This is a genomic window from Streptomyces sp. NPDC046308 (genome assembly GCF_055588065.1).
Genome location: NZ_JBVJFB010000004.1, coordinates 396,964 through 413,243 on the forward strand (window position 1 = coordinate 396,964; position 16,280 = coordinate 413,243).

A 16,280-nucleotide genomic window follows, 5' to 3' on the forward strand; every position below is an offset into this window, starting at 1 on the left:
ATCCCGCGGGCGGCCGGGCCTCCATCCGCACCCCATGACTAGGAGCCCTCGTGCCGCTCACCGAGCCCATCACCCCCGCCGGCGCTCTCTACCGTTCCGAAAGCCCCACCCGGGTCGCCACCCGCCGCCGTCTGCTGATGTGCCGGCCCCGGCACTACGACGTCACGTACTCGATCAACCCGTGGATGAACCCGCAGCACGCCACCGACAACGCGCTCGCGGTCAGGCAGTGGGAGGGGCTGCGCGATCTGTACCTCGAACTCGGCCACGTGGTCGAGGAGATAGACCCCATCGAGGGCCTGCCCGACATGGTGTTCGCGGCCAACGGCGCCACCGTGGTCGACGGCAAGGTCTACGGGGCCCGCTTCCGCCACGCGGAGCGCACCGCCGAGGGACCCGCGTACCTGAGATGGCTGGAAGGCCGCGGTTACACGGACACGCTGTGGCCCGAGTACGTCAACGAGGGCGAGGGCGACATCCTCACCGTCGGGCGGCGCCTGCTGGCCGGCACCGGATTCCGCACCGACCCGCGCTCACACGCGGAGGCCCAGGAGTTCTTCGGCCTCCCGGTCACCTCGCTGACGCTGGTGAACCCGGAGTTCTACCACCTGGACACGGCGCTGTCCGTGCTGTCGGACGACGAGGTCATGTACTACCCGGCCGCCTTCTCCCAGGGCAGCCAGGCGGTGCTGCGCGCCATGTTCCCCAGCGCGATCCTGGCCGACGCCGAGGACGCCTCCGTGTTCGGGCTCAACGCCTTCTCCGACGGCCGCCACGTGTTGCTGCCCGCCGCGGCCACCGGCCTGCACGCCAAGCTGCGCGCACGCGGCTTCGAGCCGATCGGGGTCGAGCTCTCCGAGCTGCTCAAGGCCGGCGGCAGCGTCAAGTGCTGCACGCTGGAACTCCGCGACCGCTGAGCGGCGCGGACGTCCCCGTACCTTCCGTGCCGGCGCGGCGGCACGGAAGGTGAGAGGGGCAAGGGGGTGGCCCGGCACGGCCGGTCCGCCCGTCACACGGTGGCCGGCCGGCAGCTGCGGCACCCCCTGAATCCGGCGGCGGCGGCCTCGTCGGCCGAGGTGAACGGCACCTCGTGCCGGGCGGTGATCCGCCGCGCGTGCGCGCACGTCGGGTAGCAGAAGATCCGCGTGGTCCCGCTGCCCAGGAAACGGGCACCGAGGCGCACGAACCGCTCCACCCGCTCGGCGTCCACGCCCTCCCCTTCCCGCAGTCGCCGTTCGAATCCGGCCGGCAGCCCGCAGTCCGCCGGCTGCCCGTCGTCCCGGCACACCCGGTGCGCCGGGACGAGCAAGGGCACGGGATTGGCCCGCACCGCCGCCATCACCTCCGCGGGGGCGAGGCCGGGCAGCCCGGCCTCGCGGGCCAGCCAGGCCGTCGGGCGCAGCTGCCCGAACGGGATGAGCCGGGTCGCCTGCAGGACCGCGCTCTGTTCCCCGGGCAGCGGCCCGAAGTCGTAGCGCAGGGTCCGGTCCCGCCCGCGCAGGGCCCGCGCCAGACCCGGCGGGGGCTTGGTCCCCGAGAGCACCGACCGCCCGGTCCGGGCCCGGTAGGCCTCCTCGAACTCCCCGTCGCCGGCGTACCAGTCCGTGGCGGCGGCACCCGTGACCGCACCCCGCCCGTGGGCGACGTAGAGGGGGCCGACCGGGGAGTCGGCGCGTACGTAGCAGTCGTAGCGGTGCGCCGGAACACCGGCGCGCTCCAGCACACGTACCGCGAACCCCACGGGTGCCACCTCGCTCAGGGTGCCCAGCTCGTCCGGCAGTCTCATCCCGCCGCCTCCTTCCGTTCCTCCCGGGCCGGCCCGAGCCGGGTGCGGTCGACGGCCAGGGCGGGCTCGGCGCGCAGAGTGGCCAGACCCCGCGACACCTGCGCCTTCACCGTTCCGACCGGACAGTCGAGGACCGTGGCCATTTCCTGGTAACTCAACTCGCCGATGTAGCGCAGCACCACCGGCAGCCGGTGGTGGTCCGGCAGACCCCACAGCGCGGCGACCAGCCGGGCCCGCCGCGCCCCGTCGAGGGCGCGCTGCTCCGGCCCCGGAGCGTCGTCCAGGGTCTCGGCGCACGCCGCTTCGGCTCCGTCGGCCACGCCCGGCCGGCGGCTCAGGGTACGCAGGTGGTTGCGCCACACGTTCGCCGCGATGGTGAGCAGCCAGGCGCGCGGCTGGAGCTGCCGGCGACGCTCGGCGGAGTACTCGCGCAGGGCCGAATAGGCCCGCAGGAAGGTCTCCTGACCCAGGTCGTCGGCTTCCCGCGCGGAGCCCGAGAGGCGCAGCAGAACGGAGCGCACGGCGCCCGCCTGGGTGCGGACGAGTTCGGTGAACCCGTCGTCCAGGTCGGTCGCGAGCAGTTCCGTCAACGGGAGCGGCATCTCGTCCATCGTCCTGGGAAACACCGGACCGCGCGAGACCGTTGCACCGCGCCCACGCCGGCACACGATAATTTTTCGCTTCTGGCCAAAACAGCGGTGTTCTTGGCCAGAAGGCACCCGTGGTGGTCAAGGTTTTGGCGTTACGGTCGGATCGTGGGCGCTGAGCCGCGCCCCCACTTCCGCTCTTTCCCGTCGCGGCGCGCCGTCCGGCACCGCACGGCGATCCGATATCCGAAGATCCCAAAAGATCCCAGAAGATCCCGACGGACCGCGCCTCGCGCTGTGCCGTCACCGCGCACCTTCCGCTCGCAGCCGCTGGACAGGGACCACCGCGCTGCACCTCAGCCACCAGGGGGAACGTTGGAGAACCGCGTTTTCGGGACGAGATCCACGGAGGACTGCGGCTGGTCGTTCGGTGAACGGCTGCGCTCGTTCCGGGGGCGGGCCGGCCTGCCCCAGCACGAACTGGCGGAACGTGCCGGAGTGAGCGTGCGGACGCTGCGCGACATCGAGCAGGGCCGGGTGCGCCGCCCGCAGACACGGACCATGCAACTGCTGGCCGACGCACTGGGCCTCGACGCGGACGCGGCTCGGCAGCTCTCCCTGCCCGCCCGCGGTGCCGTACGCCCCGCCGGCGGGCGGTCCGGTGACCGGTGCCCCGGTGACGAGCGCCTGCGCATCGGCATCCTCGGGCCGCTCTCCGTCCGGTACCGGGGCACCGAGACACCCGTACAGGCGACGAAAGTCCGGCGCCTCCTAGCCCTGCTGGCGCTCCAGCACCCGGAGCCGGCCACCCTGGGGGAGATCACCCACGCCCTGTGGCCGGACGACCCGCCCCGCTCGTACCAGAGCCTGGTCCACACCTACGTCAGCCAGGCGCGACGGCTGCTGCTGCCCTCCGACTCCGTCGCCGGGCTGCCCGCCGAGTCGTTCCTGACGCGTACGCACACCGGGTACGCGCTTGCCCTGGACCGCGACCAGGTGGACCTGACCCGCTTCCAGGACCTTTCGCTGCGGGCCCGGAAGGCGCACCGGGCCGGGGACGCGGCGGCCGCCCACGACCTGGCCGCACGCGCCTACCGATGCTGGCGCGGCCCCCTCCTGGCGGGCGAACCCCTGCTGCCGCACCATCCCGCCGCGACGGCGGCCGCCCGGCAGCGGGTGGAGAGCCTGCTGTTGTACGCCGACCTCGCCCTGCAACTGCACCGGCCCGGTCAGGTGGTGCAGGCGCTGCGCGGCGCCGCCGAGGAGGAGCCGCTGCACGAGGGCCTCCAGGCCTCGTTGATGCTCGCGCTGGCGAGCTGCGGGGAACAGCAGGAGGCACTACGGGTCTTCGCCGCGGTGACGGACAGGCTGGACCAGGAGCTGGGCGTCCAGCCGGGCGCCGAACTGCGCCGCGCCCACCTGCGGATCCTGCACCAGGAACTCCCCTGGCCGAGGACGGGACCGGTGGCCGAACGGACGCCCGCCGGCGCGCCGACGCCCGTACCGCGGCCGGTCACCGCGCCGCCGCGGCCCCGGCCGTCCCAGATCCCGGCCGCGAGCACGGGGTTCGTCGGCCGCGGCGCCGAGCTCGAACAGCTGGACCGGCTCCTCCTGCTGCCCGCCTTCGAGCGGGGCGGGCAGGTCCCGGCGGCGCTGGTCACGGGCTTTCCCGGAGTGGGCAAGACGGCACTCGCCGTGCGCTGGGCGCACCGGGTGAGAGAGCGCTTCCCGGACGGGCAGTTGTACGGCGACCTGCACGGGTACGGCGACCGGCGCGCCCTGGACCCGGGGAGGGTGCTCGCCTCGTTCCTGCGGGCGCTGGGCGTGCGCGACACGGAGATCCCCGACACCCTCGACGAGGCCGCGAACCTCTACCGCACCCTGCTGTCGGACCGGCGGATGCTGATCGTGCTGGACAACGCCCGCGAGGAGAGCCAGATCCGGCCGCTCGTGCCGGGGACGGCGGGGTGCGCGGTCCTGGTCACGAGCCGCAACACCCTGCCGGGGCTGGTGGCCCGCGACGGTGTGCCCCGGATCGACCTCGACGTGCTCGACCCGGACGAGGCGCTCGCTCTGCTGGGCCAGCTGGTGCGCGGCGGCCGCGTGGAGGCCGAGCCGCTGGCCGCGATGGCGCTGGTCCGGCACTGCGGCGGGCTCCCGCTGGCGATCCGGCTGCTCGCGGCCCGGCTCGCGGAGTATCCCGGGAGCGGTATCGCCCAGCTGTGCGTCGAGTTGCAGGAGGCCGGGGCGTTCGCGGACCCGCCGGTCGCGAGCGACGACCTGTTCGCCGCGGCCCACGCGGCGTTCGAACCCTCCTACCGGTCCATGCCGGAACCCGTGCGCCGCTGTTTCCGGTTGCTCGCGCGGACCGGGGGACGGCTGGTCAACGCGTACACCATGGCGGACCTGGCGCAGACGACCCCGCCGGAGGCGACGCACGTGCTGCGCCGCCTGGTCGGGGCGAGCCTGCTCCGCGAGGGCGTGCCCGGCCGCTTCTCACTCCCCGCGCCGCTCCTGCGCTACGCGCGCCGGCTGGCGCTGCGGGAGGACACGGAGCGGTTGCACGCGGTGTGACGCGGGCGGCGGCCGCGTCACCCGCCGAGTGCCAGCCGGAGGGCGAACACGCCGAACACGACGGCGGTGAGCCCGTCGGCGACGCGCAGCGTCCGCGGGGACCGCAGGTGCCGGGCGAGCCGGTGGACCAGTCGCATCCACGTCAGGAGCCAGATGAGCCCCAGGGCCAGGTAGCAGGCGGCCAGCAGGGGCACACCCGCCTCGGGGGCCATTCCGGAGGGCACGAACTGCGGCAGGAACGCCATCAGGAAGATGCCCACCTTGGGGTTGGACCCGGTGCACAGCAGACCCTGCACGAAGGCCTGCCGTTCGGACGGTCCGGCCGCCGTGATCGCGACGGCCCCGGCCGGAGCCGCCCCGGCCTGCGCGACCGCCCCGGCCGCCGGAGCCGCCCCGGCCGCCGCGCCCCCGGAGCCGGCCGGGCGGGAGAACCGCCGCAGGGCGAGCACCGCCCAGCCGAGCAGGACGAGCGCGCCGGCCCACCGGAAGGCCGCGAACAGCCCCGGGCTGGCGGCGAGCAACGCGGCCAGCCCGGCCGCACCGAGGCCGGCCTGGACGGCCCCCGCGGTGATCATCCCGAGGGCCGCCGCGGTGGCCACCCGCAGGGACCCGTTCAGCACCAGACCCGTGATCAGGACGAGGTCGGGGCCCGGCATCATGATCACGATCAGGGAACTCACCAGGAACGCGGCGGTGTTGATCTCTACTCCTCGATGGACAGGAGGCGCTCCGCTGCCCGGACCGCCTCGTAGTCGCGCCGGATCTGCTCCTCGTCGGGGTGGGCGAGGATCACGAACCCGAAGTTGAGGCTGTCGACCAGGTCCCGCGTGGCGCGGACGTGGTCGCCGTCCTTCAGGCTCTGCACCGAGAAGTGGTGACTGGGCAGGTCCGGGATGAACTCCAGGGCCGCCGTGCCGGAGACGGTGCCGGTGCGGGGCGCGATGTGGAAGACGCACATCTGGTGCAGCAGCAGCTCGTAGCCCTGGGGGAGTTCGCCCCCGGTCAGCCAGCGCACGGTCCGGTCGATCTGGCTGTCGGAGGTGGCGTTGCGGTTGAAGCGCGGCTGGCCGCCGCCGTGCGGGCGGGCACCGAGCTCGATGAGCAGCGGACCCTCGGCGGTGCCCATCACCTCGACGTGGGCCGAACCGAAGCGCAGGCCCACCGCGTCCAGGACGCCGAAGACGTACTCCGTGAGGTCCGGGATGGCCGGGTCGTCCGGCGGGAGCCACCGCATGGTGTCGTAGACGGCCATGTGCGGGCCGTTGTCGACCTTGCGGTAGGCACACACGTCGACGACGGCGTGCTTCCCGTCGTGGCTGAAGGTGTCGATCACGTACTCGGTACCCGTGACGAACTTCTGGACGATGAGCTGGTCGTCCGTCTCGCCGAACTGGTTGGTCCGGCCGAGCTGGCGGCCGAAGACCGCCCGCCAGTCCGTACCGCCCGCCAGTTTGATCACGCCGTCGGTGCTGGCGCTCTTGGGCGGTTTGACCACCAGGTCCGCGCCGGCCAGGCCCTCGCGTTCCAGCCAGGCCGCGACCTCCTCGGCGTCGTCGGTGCAGATCTGCGGGATGACCGGCAGGCCGGCCGCCGCGACGGCGGCCGCCATGCTGCTCTTGTCCCGGCGGGCGGCGGCCAGTTCGGGCACGTTGCCGCGCGCGGGCACCACTCGGGGGGCGAGGCGCTCGGCCAGTTCCACCCCGGACTCGCAGCCGGCCAGGACGGCCCGCGGGTCCAGCTCCCGCAACCGCTCGACGACCGGCTCCAGGTCCCCCTCGTACACGATGATCTCGGCGAAGTCCTGCGGCCGCCACGAGGAGGCGTAGGCCTCCGGCGGGCGGGGGCCCGTGACGACCGCCACCACCGGCACGCCGTGTCGGGTCAGCGGCTCGGCGAAGAGGGCCCCCGAGGAGTAGGGATCGACGATCACGCAGGGCCCGCCGCCGAGCGGCGCACCCGTCCCCCGGTCAGCGTCCGTCACGGCCGGCCGCCTTTCCGTCCCCGTCGGCCGGCGCGGCCAGGGCGGCCACGGCGTCGCAGTAGCGCGCGAAGAACTCCCCGGCCGGTTCGCTGATGCGGCGGGCGCGCACCGGGGCGTGCACCATGCCCGGCTCCATGACGTACGTGACCGGCGTCCCGTTCTTGCGCAGCCGCTCGGTGTACTTCTCGGCGTCGACGCGCAGCGAGTCCATCTCGCAGCCCACCACGTAGGCGGGCGGCAGGTCGTGGAAGTCTCCCGCCAGCAGCGGCGAGACGTACGGCTCCTCCGCCTGTCCGGGCTCGGGGCAGTAGCAGGCGGTGTAGAACTCCATCTCGCCGCCGGAGAGCAGGGGGGCGTCCTCGCCGCCGTGCCGCCACCGGGTGAAGTCCAGCACCGGGCTGATCACGGCCTGGCCACGCAGCCGGGGGCCGCCCCGGTCGCGCGCCATCATCGAGAGGACCACGGCCATGTTGGCCCCCGAGCTCTCCCCGCAGAGCACCGCCGCGTCGGGGTCGAGGCCGTCGAGCCCGAGCGCGGGCAGGTCGGCCAGGGCCCCGCACAGGCCGGCGTAACAGTCCTCCAGCGGACCGGGGTACGGGTTCTCCGGCGCCATGCCGAAGTCCAGGGCGACCGCCACCAGACCGGTGCGGTCGGCCAGTTCGGCGACCAGGCTGTGGTGGCTGTGGAGCGATCCGATGACGAAGCCGCCGCCTCGTATGTAGAACAGCGGTGCGTCGCCCGTGCGCCGGGCCGGTTCGTAGACGCGGATCCGGGCGGTGCGGCCCGCGTGGGTGACGCTCGCGTCCCGGTGGGTGACCCCCTCGGGCACCGGGATGGGCAGCACCTCGGTCAACGCGTCGTACAGGGCGCGCTGTCGTTCGACGGGGTAGGTGTAGAAGTCGGGTGGCAGGGCGCCGTCGACGGTCTCCACGAACTTCTCGATGCCGTCTGCGTAGGCCATGGGCAGCTTCGCTCACTTCCGGATGCGGGGTGGAGAGGTGCTCAGGAGGTTTCCGCGGTCGCCGGTGCGGCCGCGCCGCCGGAGGCCGCGGCGGTCGGCTCGGCGGGACGGGCGTCGGCCGGTCCGGGCTCGGCGGGCCGTTCCTTCCCGGCGGCCGGGGGTTCGGCCATGCCGAGGAGGGTGGCGACGACCGCCACCGCGGTCAGGCCGCCGCACAGCCACCACACGGAGGCCGCCGACGCCTGCCAGGCGGCGATGCCGATCACCGGGCCGACGGCGTAGCCGATCTGCATGGGGAACGCGCAGGCGGCGATGTACCGGCCGCGCAGGTGTGCGGGGGCGACCTTGCCGGGCCAGGCGGAGGCGGTCGGGGTGCCGACGATCTCGCCGATCGTCCACACCACGGTCGCGACGACGAACACGGCCATGCCGGGGCCGGCCACGTACAGGTTCATGCCGACGCCGACCAGACCGATGCCCAGGGCGACCGCGAACCGGGCTGGGAGGTGCTGCACGTACTTGGTGAACAGCAGCTCCAGGCAGATGACCATGGCCGCGTTCATCGACAGCAGGACCGAGTAGAAGGTCGGGCCGTGGCCGTCGGCCTTGAGCTGGAGCGGCAGGGCGGAGGTGTGCTGGATGTAGACGACGGCGTTGAGGAACAGTGCCAGCAGGAAGAGGAGGTAGCGCTTGTCCCGCAACACGGCCGCGTACGAGCGGCTGCCCTCCTCCGGCTTCGGCCCGGCGGAGGCGGCGGTCGTACGGGTGCGGACCAGGACCAGCGCCAGCACGGCGAAGGCCGCCTGCGCCCCCGCCTCGGCGTAGAACATCAGGTTGTACGAGTACGTGATGAGCAGCGCGCCGATCAGCGGTCCCGCGGTGGTGCCGAGGTTGAACGCCATCCGGTAGACGGCGAACACCATCACGTGGTGCTCCTCGGGGGTGGCCTCCACCAGCAGCGCCGAGGAGGCGGGCCGGTAGGCCTGGGCGACCACGCCGATCACCGCGGCCACCGCGATCACCAGGGGCAGCGTGTCCAGGTAGACCAGGCTGAGGGTGAGCAGGCTGGCGAAGGCCATGGAACCGACGATGGTCCGCGCGTAGCCGATCCGGTCCGAGACCGAACCGCCGACCAGGACGCCGACGACGGAGCCCACTCCGTACGCGCCGAGCGCGAAGGCCGCCGCGGAGGTGCTGAAGCCCTTGTCGGTGAGGTAGAGCACCAGGTAGATCTGGAGGAAGGTGCCCAGCCGGTTGATCAGCATGCCGACCAGGACCAGCCAGATCGGGCCGGGGATCCCCCTCAGGGTCTCGGTGACGGAAGGCCGGCCGGCCTTCCGCCCCTCCGGCGAGCCTTGTCCGGTGGTGCTCACGGAGCCGGCACCTCCACCGGCCGGGAGGCGACCTCCACGATCTCCGGGGCGCGCAGCAGCGCGGCGCGCGCCTGCTCGACGGAGTCGGACAGGGCGATCACGCGGGCGTAGCGGGAGATGTAGCCGCGGGGCGGCAGGCGCAGCACCGCACCGGGGTCGACCATGGCCTCGGCGCTGTGCACGTCGGGACCGAAGCGGTCCTCGTGGACGGTGACGGAGTCGATCAGGACGTCCTCGCCGGGGTAGAGGAACGTGATCGCGGCGGCCTTGCGGTGCCGCGCCGCGGTGTCCGGCGTACGGCCCGCGGCGGTGTCGGCCGCCGCCATCGCGACGTCGATCCCGGTGGCCAGCTGCCCCAGGTAGGGGATCATGTCGCCGCCGAGGCGGGCGTTGACCTCCATCAGGCGCAGGCCGTCGGCGGTGATGCGGAACTCGGTGTGGCTGACTCCCGTGTGGAAGCCCAGCGCGGCGTGCGCGGCGCGCAGCGCCTCCAGCAGCTCGGGGTCGGTCAGCAGCGGGTCTGCCCCGTCGACCTCGTGGCCCGTCTCCTCGAAGAAGGGCGCCAGGCCGACCTGCTTGCGGGCCACGACGAGCGGCACGCACGCGCCGTCGAAGAAGACCGCGTCGACGCTGATCTCCGGGCCGTCGGCGTACTCCTCCACCAGGACCGGGACGTCGAAGACGGGCACTCCGGGGTAGGAGGCGCCGGACGCGGCCCGGTAGGCGCCCTCCATGTCCTCGGGGCCGTCCGCCCTGCGCACGCCCATCCCGCCGGCGAGGCCGCGCGGCTTCACCACGACGGGGAAGCCGATCTTCTCCGCCGCGGCCCGCGCCTCGGCCAGGGAGCGGACGCCGATCGAGACCGGCTGCGGGACCCGGGCCTCGTCCAGCGCGATCCGGGTGGCGTTCTTGTCGCGGCAGGCGGTCACCGCCTCGGGGGAGTTGCCCGGCAGCCCGAGCGCCCGCGCCACGTGGGCGGCGGGCGTGACCAGTCCCTCGTCGTAGCAGAACACCCCGGCCACCTCGTGCGCGGCGGCCACCCGACGGGCGGCCTCGACCAAGGCGTCGGCGTCGGTGTTGTCGACGACCGTGCTCCCCACCACGTACGGGTCCTCCCAGCTCACCGGTGCGGGCTGGAGGAGCCATAACGCGTAGCGCCGGCTCACCGTCCGCAGGATGAACTCCCTGCTGCGCCGGCCACTGCTCCCGATCAACAGCAGCAGGGGCTTCTGCCCGTCCCACGCCATGGTCCACTCTCCTCGTTCGTCGTCATGCGTCCGGCGGGTGTGGTGCGGGCCCTTCCCGGCCCCGCGCCGCACCCGCCATCACCTGTAAACACCGGCCCGGCCCAGGGCGTTGCAGTCGCCCGGGGGCTTGGCCGGAAGGGGTCAGACCGCCGCGCCGGAGCGGGCCAGTTCGGGCGACAGCGGCCGGTACTCCCGGCTCGTGACACCGCACGGGCGGCCGGATACCGCCGGCCGCCCGGCCGGCCGGCGGTCGGGGAAGACCGCGGTGACCCGGCTGCCGGCCCGTACCGCGGGGATCTCGGCGCGCAGCCGCGCCGCGGACGTCCTGCGGTCGTGCCAGGGGCAGACGAGCCGGGAGGCGTCCGGCGTCACGCCGGCCAGGTGCAGCGGACCGCCGCGGTGCGGGCATTCGGCGTTCATCACGAAGCCCCGGCCGTCGACCGTCGCGTACACGTACGAAGTGCCCGCGACGACCACGCAGTTGTCCCGCCCGGCGACGGGGAAGGTCACTACAGGCATTTGCGGTAGTCCCCCACCGAGTGGATCTCGTAGACGCACTCCTCGGACAGGATGTCGGCGCCGTGCAGCCGGTTGCGCCGGATGACGACGCCCTCGCCGGCCTCCAGGGTCAGCGAGGAGCCCAGGCCGCTCTCGAAGCGCATGGTGCCCGAGACGATGTGGCAGAGCTCGTCGCCCTCGTGGCAGTGGGTGTTCGACAACTCGTTGAAGGGCTCGACCAGGTGCGCCACCGGCGCCTCCACCCGGCCCTCCCGGATGGCCTCGTAGACGGGGCCGTGCAGCTTCTTGAGCTCCGGCTGGTCGTCCATCCAGCTGATCTGCGCGCAGAAGTCCTGGTCGGCGACCTCCAGCAGGACTCGGTACTCCTCGATGCCCCGGACGATCTCGGGGATGATCCCCTCGCCGTGGGCCTCGATCAGCGGCGCGATGATCTTCTCGCGCGCCATGCGGCCGTGGTGCTGGTCGATGTGGACGTGCTCGGTGAAGTACGTGGTGTCGACGGAGTCGCCGAAGACCCCGTGCAGCAGCCGGTCGGCGCGCCGGCAGAAGTCGACCAGCGAGCTCTCCGTGTAGAACAGCGCGCCCACGTAGCGGAAGAACAGCTCGTGGTTCTTGCCGAGGTAGTGGAAGTAGTTGTTCAGCAGGAGGCTGCTGTTGAGGTAGTACTGCCAGTACCGGTGGAGGTCGGCCTGGAGGCCGACGGACTCCAGCGTCCGCTCGAACAGGGTGCTGTGCTTGGTGTCGTGCACGCCGTAGCCGTACTCGTCGATGACGACCTTGAACCACTCGGACTGGACGGGACCGTAGTAGCCGAGCACGTTGCGGATCATCGGCGACGCCTCGGAGAGGAAGTCGGCGGCGAACTGCACCAGCCACATGCGCGCCGCGCGTTCGGGGTCGCTCGACCCGGTGACGGCCTGCTCCACCGGCGTGGGCTCCTCGCCGCCGCCCATGTCGAGGGAGTCGAGGTAGCTGTCGAGGCTGGCCTTGGTCCACTTCCCCGAGGTCTCGACCTCGTCGTCGAGGAAGCCGAAGGCGTACCGCTCCAGGGCGGGGCGGACCCGCTCGCCGAGCGCGCGGTTGGCCGGACTGTAGAACGCCCGGAAGTCCTCCTCCTTGCCCTCCAGCCCGGACTTGGGGAAGAACACCAGGTCGGCCTCGTATATGGAGGTGAGCAGGCGCTGCACGGCCAGGCTCGTGTAGTCGAGGATGTTCTCCCGGCCCGGCACCTTGTCGAAGTCGAGGTGCGGGAGCACCTGCGGCCGCAGCTGGCGCCGGTACGGATTGTCGTGGTTCTGCCAGTCCGTGTTGTCGAGGAAGATCGGATTCGTGGCGTACTGCACGATGGCGTCGCGCAGGGCGGCGCCGCTGAGCTCGAACGGGATGTGCTCGGGTACGTGACTCATCGCGTGCTCCTTGGTCCGGATCGCAGGACGTACGGCCGTGTGCCTGGTGGGCGGGCCGGTGGGTCAGATGTGCGCGCTGAGGGAGAAGTCGCTCCAGCGCAGCCGGAGGGGGACGCTCTCGCCCGTCTTCACCGGCACCGGCTTCTCCAGGGGGACCCATCCCTGCATCCAGTGCGAGCGGGTGTTCTCCGGGGAGTTGCACAGCGTGGTGCCGTGCCCCATGTCCAGCTCGAACCAGACGACCAGGGCGTGCGCCTCCCCGTCGCCGCGCGCGACGAGGTCGACCGACCGCTCGCCCGGCTCCAGGGCGTCCTCCGCCAGGTCGAACGCCAGCACCTCGGCGGACTCGGACAGGAACCGGTGGGGCCAGGTGTTGAGCCGCACCGGGAGGTGACCGCGCGTGGCGAGCACGTTCATGAGGGAGACGTCGAAACCCTCGGCCGTCGTCACCTGGTTGAGCCGCAGGATGTCCTCGCTGCTGACGAGCCGGCCGTAGAGCCGGCCTGCGGACGGCAGCATGATCCCGTCGGGTTTCAGCAGGTGCCGGCGCGCGTGCCGGATCGACGGCAGGAGTCCCTCGCCGATGAGACCACAGTCGACGATCTCCGAGATCAGCACGTCCACCGGACCGTCGAGGTCGGGGCCGATCTCCAGCAGGTTGGACGGCTTCCCGACCACCGTGATGACATCGCTGAACCCGTGGGCGTCGACCACCTGACGGGCGACCTCCGCGAGCATCGGGTTCATCTCACAGGTGATCACGCGCCCCGCCCCGGCCCGCGCCGCGGCCATGGCCAGCAGCCCGCTCCCCGAACCGATGTCCAGGACGGTCGCCCCGGCCGGTATGCCCCGCTCCAGTGCGCCGACGAGGGCCTCGTTGCGCTCGGTGTCGTTCAGCATCGCGAAGTGCCAGCGGGGCACGGTTCTGCGGGCGATCCGCCCGAAGACCTCGGAGTCGGTGGCGGCGCCCCCCGCCGGCGTCGTGAGCAGCGCCGACGCCTGCTCGGCGATCTCGTTCATGTGCTGCGCCAGCGTCTGCAGCGAGGCCGTGATCAGGCGGTGCTGCGAGCTGGCGGCCGACGGACCCGGACCGTCCGGCCCGGGGTCCAGCCTCGTCGTCGCGCCCTCCGCGCCCTGGACCTGCTGCATGTTCGCTCCTCCCGTTGAACCGCCGGATCAACCGTGGTGCACGAGCTGCCGGCAAGATCCCGGCGCTGTCGCAAGGTCGACCGTACGGAAGGTCGGTGGTGCGAAACTCCAGCGATCCTCCAGCCGTACCGGCGGTTCTGCCAGGCATTGGCTCCCTGGAGGCAGGGGTTGACCTGCGAACGTGTCGGTGCCGCCGGTTCACTGGAAGCAGGCGGCAGAAACCGGGTCCCCGCGCCGGTTGATTGCGCCGATTCCGCCGCTATCGGGCGTCGTGGAAGATCACCCCCAGCACGTGGCGCTGCCCGCCGGTCACGGAGCTCACCCCGTGCCGCAGGGTCACCCGGCTCCAGCCGCGCACGGAGCGGACCGGGCGGTGGCTGACCGTGAAGATCATCCCCTGGCCCTGTCCGGGCCGTCTGACGAGCGGGCGGGACTGGGCGCGCGGGCGCTGCTCGACGAAGACGCTCTCGCCGCCGGTGAAGTCCTCGTCCGGCCGGTCCAGCATGATCGCCACCTGGAGCGGGAAGGTCAGGTCGCCGTAGACGTCCTGGTGCAGGCAGTTGTAGCCGCCCCGCTCGTACCGCAGCAGCAGCGGCGTCGGGCGGTGCTGCCCGGCGGCCGCGCACGCCGCGATCAGTCCCTCGAACCCGGGGGCGAACGCCGGCTGCCCCAGGCGCCGCGCCCAGTCGTTGGCGATCAGGGCGAGCGGCGGGTACAGCTGCTCCCGCAGGTTCTGCACGAGCTCGGGCAGCGGGTACGAGAAGTAGCGGTAGAGGCCCTCCCCGAAGCGGTGCCGCGCCATCGTCACGGTGCTGCGGAACGCGGTGGGATCGTCGAAGAGCTCCCGGAGGTCCGCGCACTGCCCGGGCGTCAGCAGCGGCGGGGTCAACGCCACTCCCTCCGCGTCCAGTTCGGCGGCGAGCGCCCGCCAGTCGAGGTGCGCCGGGGACGGAGCGCCACCCGTCACCCGGGCGGCTTCCGGCGGGTACGGGGCGAAGTCCGGGCCGGGCAGGTCGAAGCCCGGAAGCTGCGGGGGCTCGTAGGCGCTCACGTGCTCTGCTTTCCGTAGCGAGGAGGGGCGGGGGGGCGGCGGGGCGGGACGGATCAGTGCGCGGAGGGTGCGCCGGCCGCCTCGAGGGCGAGCAGATCGCGCTTGGCCTGCGGCCCTCCCGCGTACCCGCTGAGGCTCCCCGTGGAGCCGACGATCCGGTGGCAGGGCAGCACCACGCACAGCGGATTCGCGCCCAGCGCGGTGCCCACCGCGCGCGCCGCCCGGGGCCGGTCGAGCGCCTCGGCCAGCTGCCCGTAGGTCGCGGTCCGTCCGTACGGGACGAATTCGGGGAGCAGCAGATTGGTGCGCCGGCTGAACGGGGTGGCCAGACGCAGGTCCACCGGAACGGTGAATTCCCGGCGCGCCCCGCTCAGGTACCCGTCGATCTGCGCCCGGGCCTCGTCCAGCACCTTGAGCCCCGGCGCTCCCGCCTCCCCCGGCTCCACCGGCGCCAGTCCGGCCCGGCCCAACCGCTCCGCCGCGCTCTGCGCCGTGCCGTAGCAGCACAGGACGAGCGCGTCGTCCGTGGCCGCCAGTACGAGCGACCCCACGCGCGTGGCGTGGAACGCCACCGTGGCGACGCCGGTGGCAGGGCTGGTGGTCGGCATGGCGCGACTCCTTCGTTCGTCGTGATCCTCGTGCAGCCCGCTCGCGTCCCGCTCGGAAAACCCACGAGGCGGCCGACGGTAGAAACACCGTCTCCGCGCGAACAGTTGCGGAACACCGCCCCCCACCCCCGCCGACCCCGTCCCCAGCGGCCGCACCGGAACGCGAAAAAGGCCCCCTGACCGGCGTTTCCGCAGGTCAGGGGACCTTCCATGATGTGGAGCCTAGGAGATTCGAACTCCTGACATCTGCCTTGCAAAGGCAGCGCTCTACCAACTGAGCTAAGGCCCCGTGGAACTGGACGCACCCGTCCCACGCAAGAAGGGGGTCGTTCCGCAGAACAGAGTACCGGGTGTACCCCCTCATCTCGCAAAATGATAGGGACTCCCGTCGTGCGACCACTCTCCGTAAGATGCTCGCGAGGTTCGCACCAGCGAAGGGGAGTAGTAAGAGTGGACGCAGTACAGCAAGAGGCCACGGCCAGAGCCAGAGAGCTTCAGCGCAGTTGGTACGGGGAGCCGCTGGGAGCGCTCTTTCGCCGGCTCATAGATGACCTCGGCTTGAACCAGGCCCGCCTCGCTGCCGTGCTCGGCCTGTCGGCGCCCATGCTGTCCCAGCTGATGAGCGGCCAGCGCGCCAAGATCGGGAACCCGGCCGTGGTGCAGCGCGTCCAGGCCCTCCAGGATCTCGCCGGCCAGGTGGCCGACGGAAGCGTCAGCGCCGGGGAGGCCACCGACAGGATGGACGAGATCAAGAAGACCCAGGGAGGATCCGTCCTGAGCAACAGCGGCCAGACCACCATCAGCTCCGGCGCACCCACGGTCAAGCGGGTCGTCCGCGAGATCCAGTCGCTGCTGCGCTCGGTCTCCGCGGCCGGCGACATCATCGACGCGGCGAACACCCTCGCCCCCAGCCACCCGGAACTGGCAGAGTTCCTCCGGGTCTACGGCGCGGGCCGCACCGCCGACGCGGTGGCCCACTACGAGGCCCACCAGAACTGACGGCACGGGGGCGGACGACGGTGACGGGGGACGGGCGCA

The 16,280-nt window shown here is 72.6% G+C and carries 15 protein-coding genes and 1 tRNA gene; 3 read left to right on the forward strand and 13 right to left on the reverse strand.

Annotated elements, in window-relative coordinates:
• Positions 1-50 precede the first annotated feature (50 nt).
• Complete coding sequence (gene ddaH, locus ACZ6JT_RS19390; RefSeq protein ID WP_376615587.1) at positions 51-917, forward strand: dimethylargininase; 867 nt, start codon at positions 51-53, stop codon at positions 915-917.
• Between the two features lie 92 nt (positions 918-1,009).
• Here ddaH and ACZ6JT_RS19395 read toward each other — a convergent pair whose 3' ends face one another.
• A complete protein-coding gene (locus ACZ6JT_RS19395; protein ID WP_469211256.1) occupies positions 1,010-1,786 on the reverse strand; it encodes an MGMT family protein in 777 nt (258 codons plus the stop codon).
• A complete protein-coding gene (locus tag ACZ6JT_RS19400; protein WP_469211258.1) occupies positions 1,783-2,388 on the reverse strand; it encodes an RNA polymerase sigma factor in 606 nt (201 codons plus the stop codon). Before ACZ6JT_RS19400 ends, ACZ6JT_RS19395 begins: the two co-directional genes overlap by 4 nt.
• Before the next feature lie 360 nt (positions 2,389-2,748).
• Between ACZ6JT_RS19400 and ACZ6JT_RS19405 the strand changes: the two genes are divergently transcribed.
• Entirely contained in the window at positions 2,749-4,947 is a 2,199-nt protein-coding gene (locus ACZ6JT_RS19405; RefSeq protein ID WP_469211260.1) for a BTAD domain-containing putative transcriptional regulator, read from the forward strand.
• A 17-nt stretch (positions 4,948-4,964) separates the two neighbouring features.
• On the opposite strand, the gene ACZ6JT_RS19410 is transcribed toward ACZ6JT_RS19405, so the two are convergent.
• From ACZ6JT_RS19410 to ACZ6JT_RS19460, 11 genes are all read right to left on the reverse strand, one after another.
• Positions 4,965-5,627: a LysE family translocator gene (locus ACZ6JT_RS19410; protein WP_469211262.1), complete on the reverse strand. Its 663-nt coding sequence runs from the start codon at positions 5,625-5,627 to the stop codon at positions 4,965-4,967.
• A gap of 23 nt (positions 5,628-5,650) precedes the next feature.
• Positions 5,651-6,928, reverse strand: a complete 1,278-nt coding sequence (locus tag ACZ6JT_RS19415) for an ATP-grasp domain-containing protein (protein ID WP_469211264.1) — start codon at positions 6,926-6,928, stop codon at positions 5,651-5,653.
• Positions 6,915-7,889 carry an alpha/beta hydrolase gene (locus ACZ6JT_RS19420; RefSeq protein ID WP_469211266.1) on the reverse strand — a complete coding sequence of 325 codons (975 nt, stop codon included), beginning with the start codon at positions 7,887-7,889 and terminating at the stop codon, positions 6,915-6,917. Before ACZ6JT_RS19420 ends, ACZ6JT_RS19415 begins: the two co-directional genes overlap by 14 nt.
• 41 nt (positions 7,890-7,930) lie before the next feature.
• A complete protein-coding gene (locus ACZ6JT_RS19425; protein WP_469211268.1) occupies positions 7,931-9,262 on the reverse strand; it encodes an MFS transporter in 1,332 nt (443 codons plus the stop codon).
• Positions 9,259-10,509 (reverse strand): ATP-grasp domain-containing protein, encoded by a 1,251-nt coding sequence (locus tag ACZ6JT_RS19430; protein ID WP_469211269.1) that lies wholly within the window; start codon positions 10,507-10,509, stop codon positions 9,259-9,261. Before ACZ6JT_RS19430 ends, ACZ6JT_RS19425 begins: the two co-directional genes overlap by 4 nt.
• Positions 10,510-10,650: 141 nt before the next feature.
• Positions 10,651-11,028, reverse strand: a complete 378-nt coding sequence (locus tag ACZ6JT_RS19435; RefSeq protein WP_469211272.1) for a Rieske 2Fe-2S domain-containing protein — start codon at positions 11,026-11,028, stop codon at positions 10,651-10,653.
• The gene (locus ACZ6JT_RS19440; RefSeq protein WP_469211274.1) at positions 11,019-12,434 is read right to left on the reverse strand and encodes an iron-containing redox enzyme family protein; all 1,416 of its coding nucleotides are present in this window, start codon (positions 12,432-12,434) and stop codon (positions 11,019-11,021) included. The genes ACZ6JT_RS19435 and ACZ6JT_RS19440 overlap by 10 nt, the downstream gene beginning before the upstream one ends.
• A gap of 63 nt (positions 12,435-12,497) precedes the next feature.
• Positions 12,498-13,583 (reverse strand): 50S ribosomal protein L11 methyltransferase, encoded by a 1,086-nt coding sequence (locus ACZ6JT_RS19445; RefSeq protein ID WP_469211275.1) that lies wholly within the window; start codon positions 13,581-13,583, stop codon positions 12,498-12,500.
• A gap of 259 nt (positions 13,584-13,842) precedes the next feature.
• Positions 13,843-14,634, reverse strand: coding sequence for a 2OG-Fe(II) oxygenase (locus tag ACZ6JT_RS19450; protein WP_469211277.1), 792 nt, complete (start codon positions 14,632-14,634; stop codon positions 13,843-13,845).
• Positions 14,635-14,687: 53 nt separating this feature from the next.
• Positions 14,688-15,242 (reverse strand): methylated-DNA--[protein]-cysteine S-methyltransferase, encoded by a 555-nt coding sequence (locus ACZ6JT_RS19455; RefSeq protein WP_469211278.1) that lies wholly within the window; start codon positions 15,240-15,242, stop codon positions 14,688-14,690.
• Positions 15,243-15,458: 216 nt separating this feature from the next.
• Positions 15,459-15,531 (reverse strand) — tRNA-Ala (locus ACZ6JT_RS19460).
• A 161-nt stretch (positions 15,532-15,692) separates the two neighbouring features.
• Here ACZ6JT_RS19460 and ACZ6JT_RS19465 point away from each other — a divergent pair.
• Positions 15,693-16,241: a helix-turn-helix domain-containing protein gene (locus tag ACZ6JT_RS19465; RefSeq protein ID WP_030707692.1), complete on the forward strand. Its 549-nt coding sequence runs from the start codon at positions 15,693-15,695 to the stop codon at positions 16,239-16,241.
• Positions 16,242-16,280: the final 39 nt, after the last annotated feature.

Excerpts from the sequence above, each read along its gene's own strand:
- ACZ6JT_RS19395 (WP_469211256.1), bottom strand. The coding sequence starts at position 1,786 with ATGAGACTGCCGGACGAGCTGGGCACCCTGAGCGAGGTGGCACCCGTG.
- ACZ6JT_RS19440 (WP_469211274.1), bottom strand. The coding sequence starts at position 12,434 with ATGAGTCACGTACCCGAGCACATCCCGTTCGAGCTCAGCGGCGCCGCC.
- ACZ6JT_RS19445 (WP_469211275.1), bottom strand. The coding sequence starts at position 13,583 with ATGCAGCAGGTCCAGGGCGCGGAGGGCGCGACGACGAGGCTGGACCCC.
- ACZ6JT_RS19430 (WP_469211269.1), bottom strand. The coding sequence starts at position 10,509 with ATGGCGTGGGACGGGCAGAAGCCCCTGCTGCTGTTGATCGGGAGCAGT.
- ACZ6JT_RS19435 (WP_469211272.1), bottom strand. The coding sequence starts at position 11,028 with ATGCCTGTAGTGACCTTCCCCGTCGCCGGGCGGGACAACTGCGTGGTC.
- ACZ6JT_RS19400 (WP_469211258.1), bottom strand. The coding sequence starts at position 2,388 with ATGCCGCTCCCGTTGACGGAACTGCTCGCGACCGACCTGGACGACGGG.
- ACZ6JT_RS19455 (WP_469211278.1), bottom strand. The coding sequence starts at position 15,242 with ATGCCGACCACCAGCCCTGCCACCGGCGTCGCCACGGTGGCGTTCCAC.
- ACZ6JT_RS19420 (WP_469211266.1), bottom strand. The coding sequence starts at position 7,889 with ATGGCCTACGCAGACGGCATCGAGAAGTTCGTGGAGACCGTCGACGGC.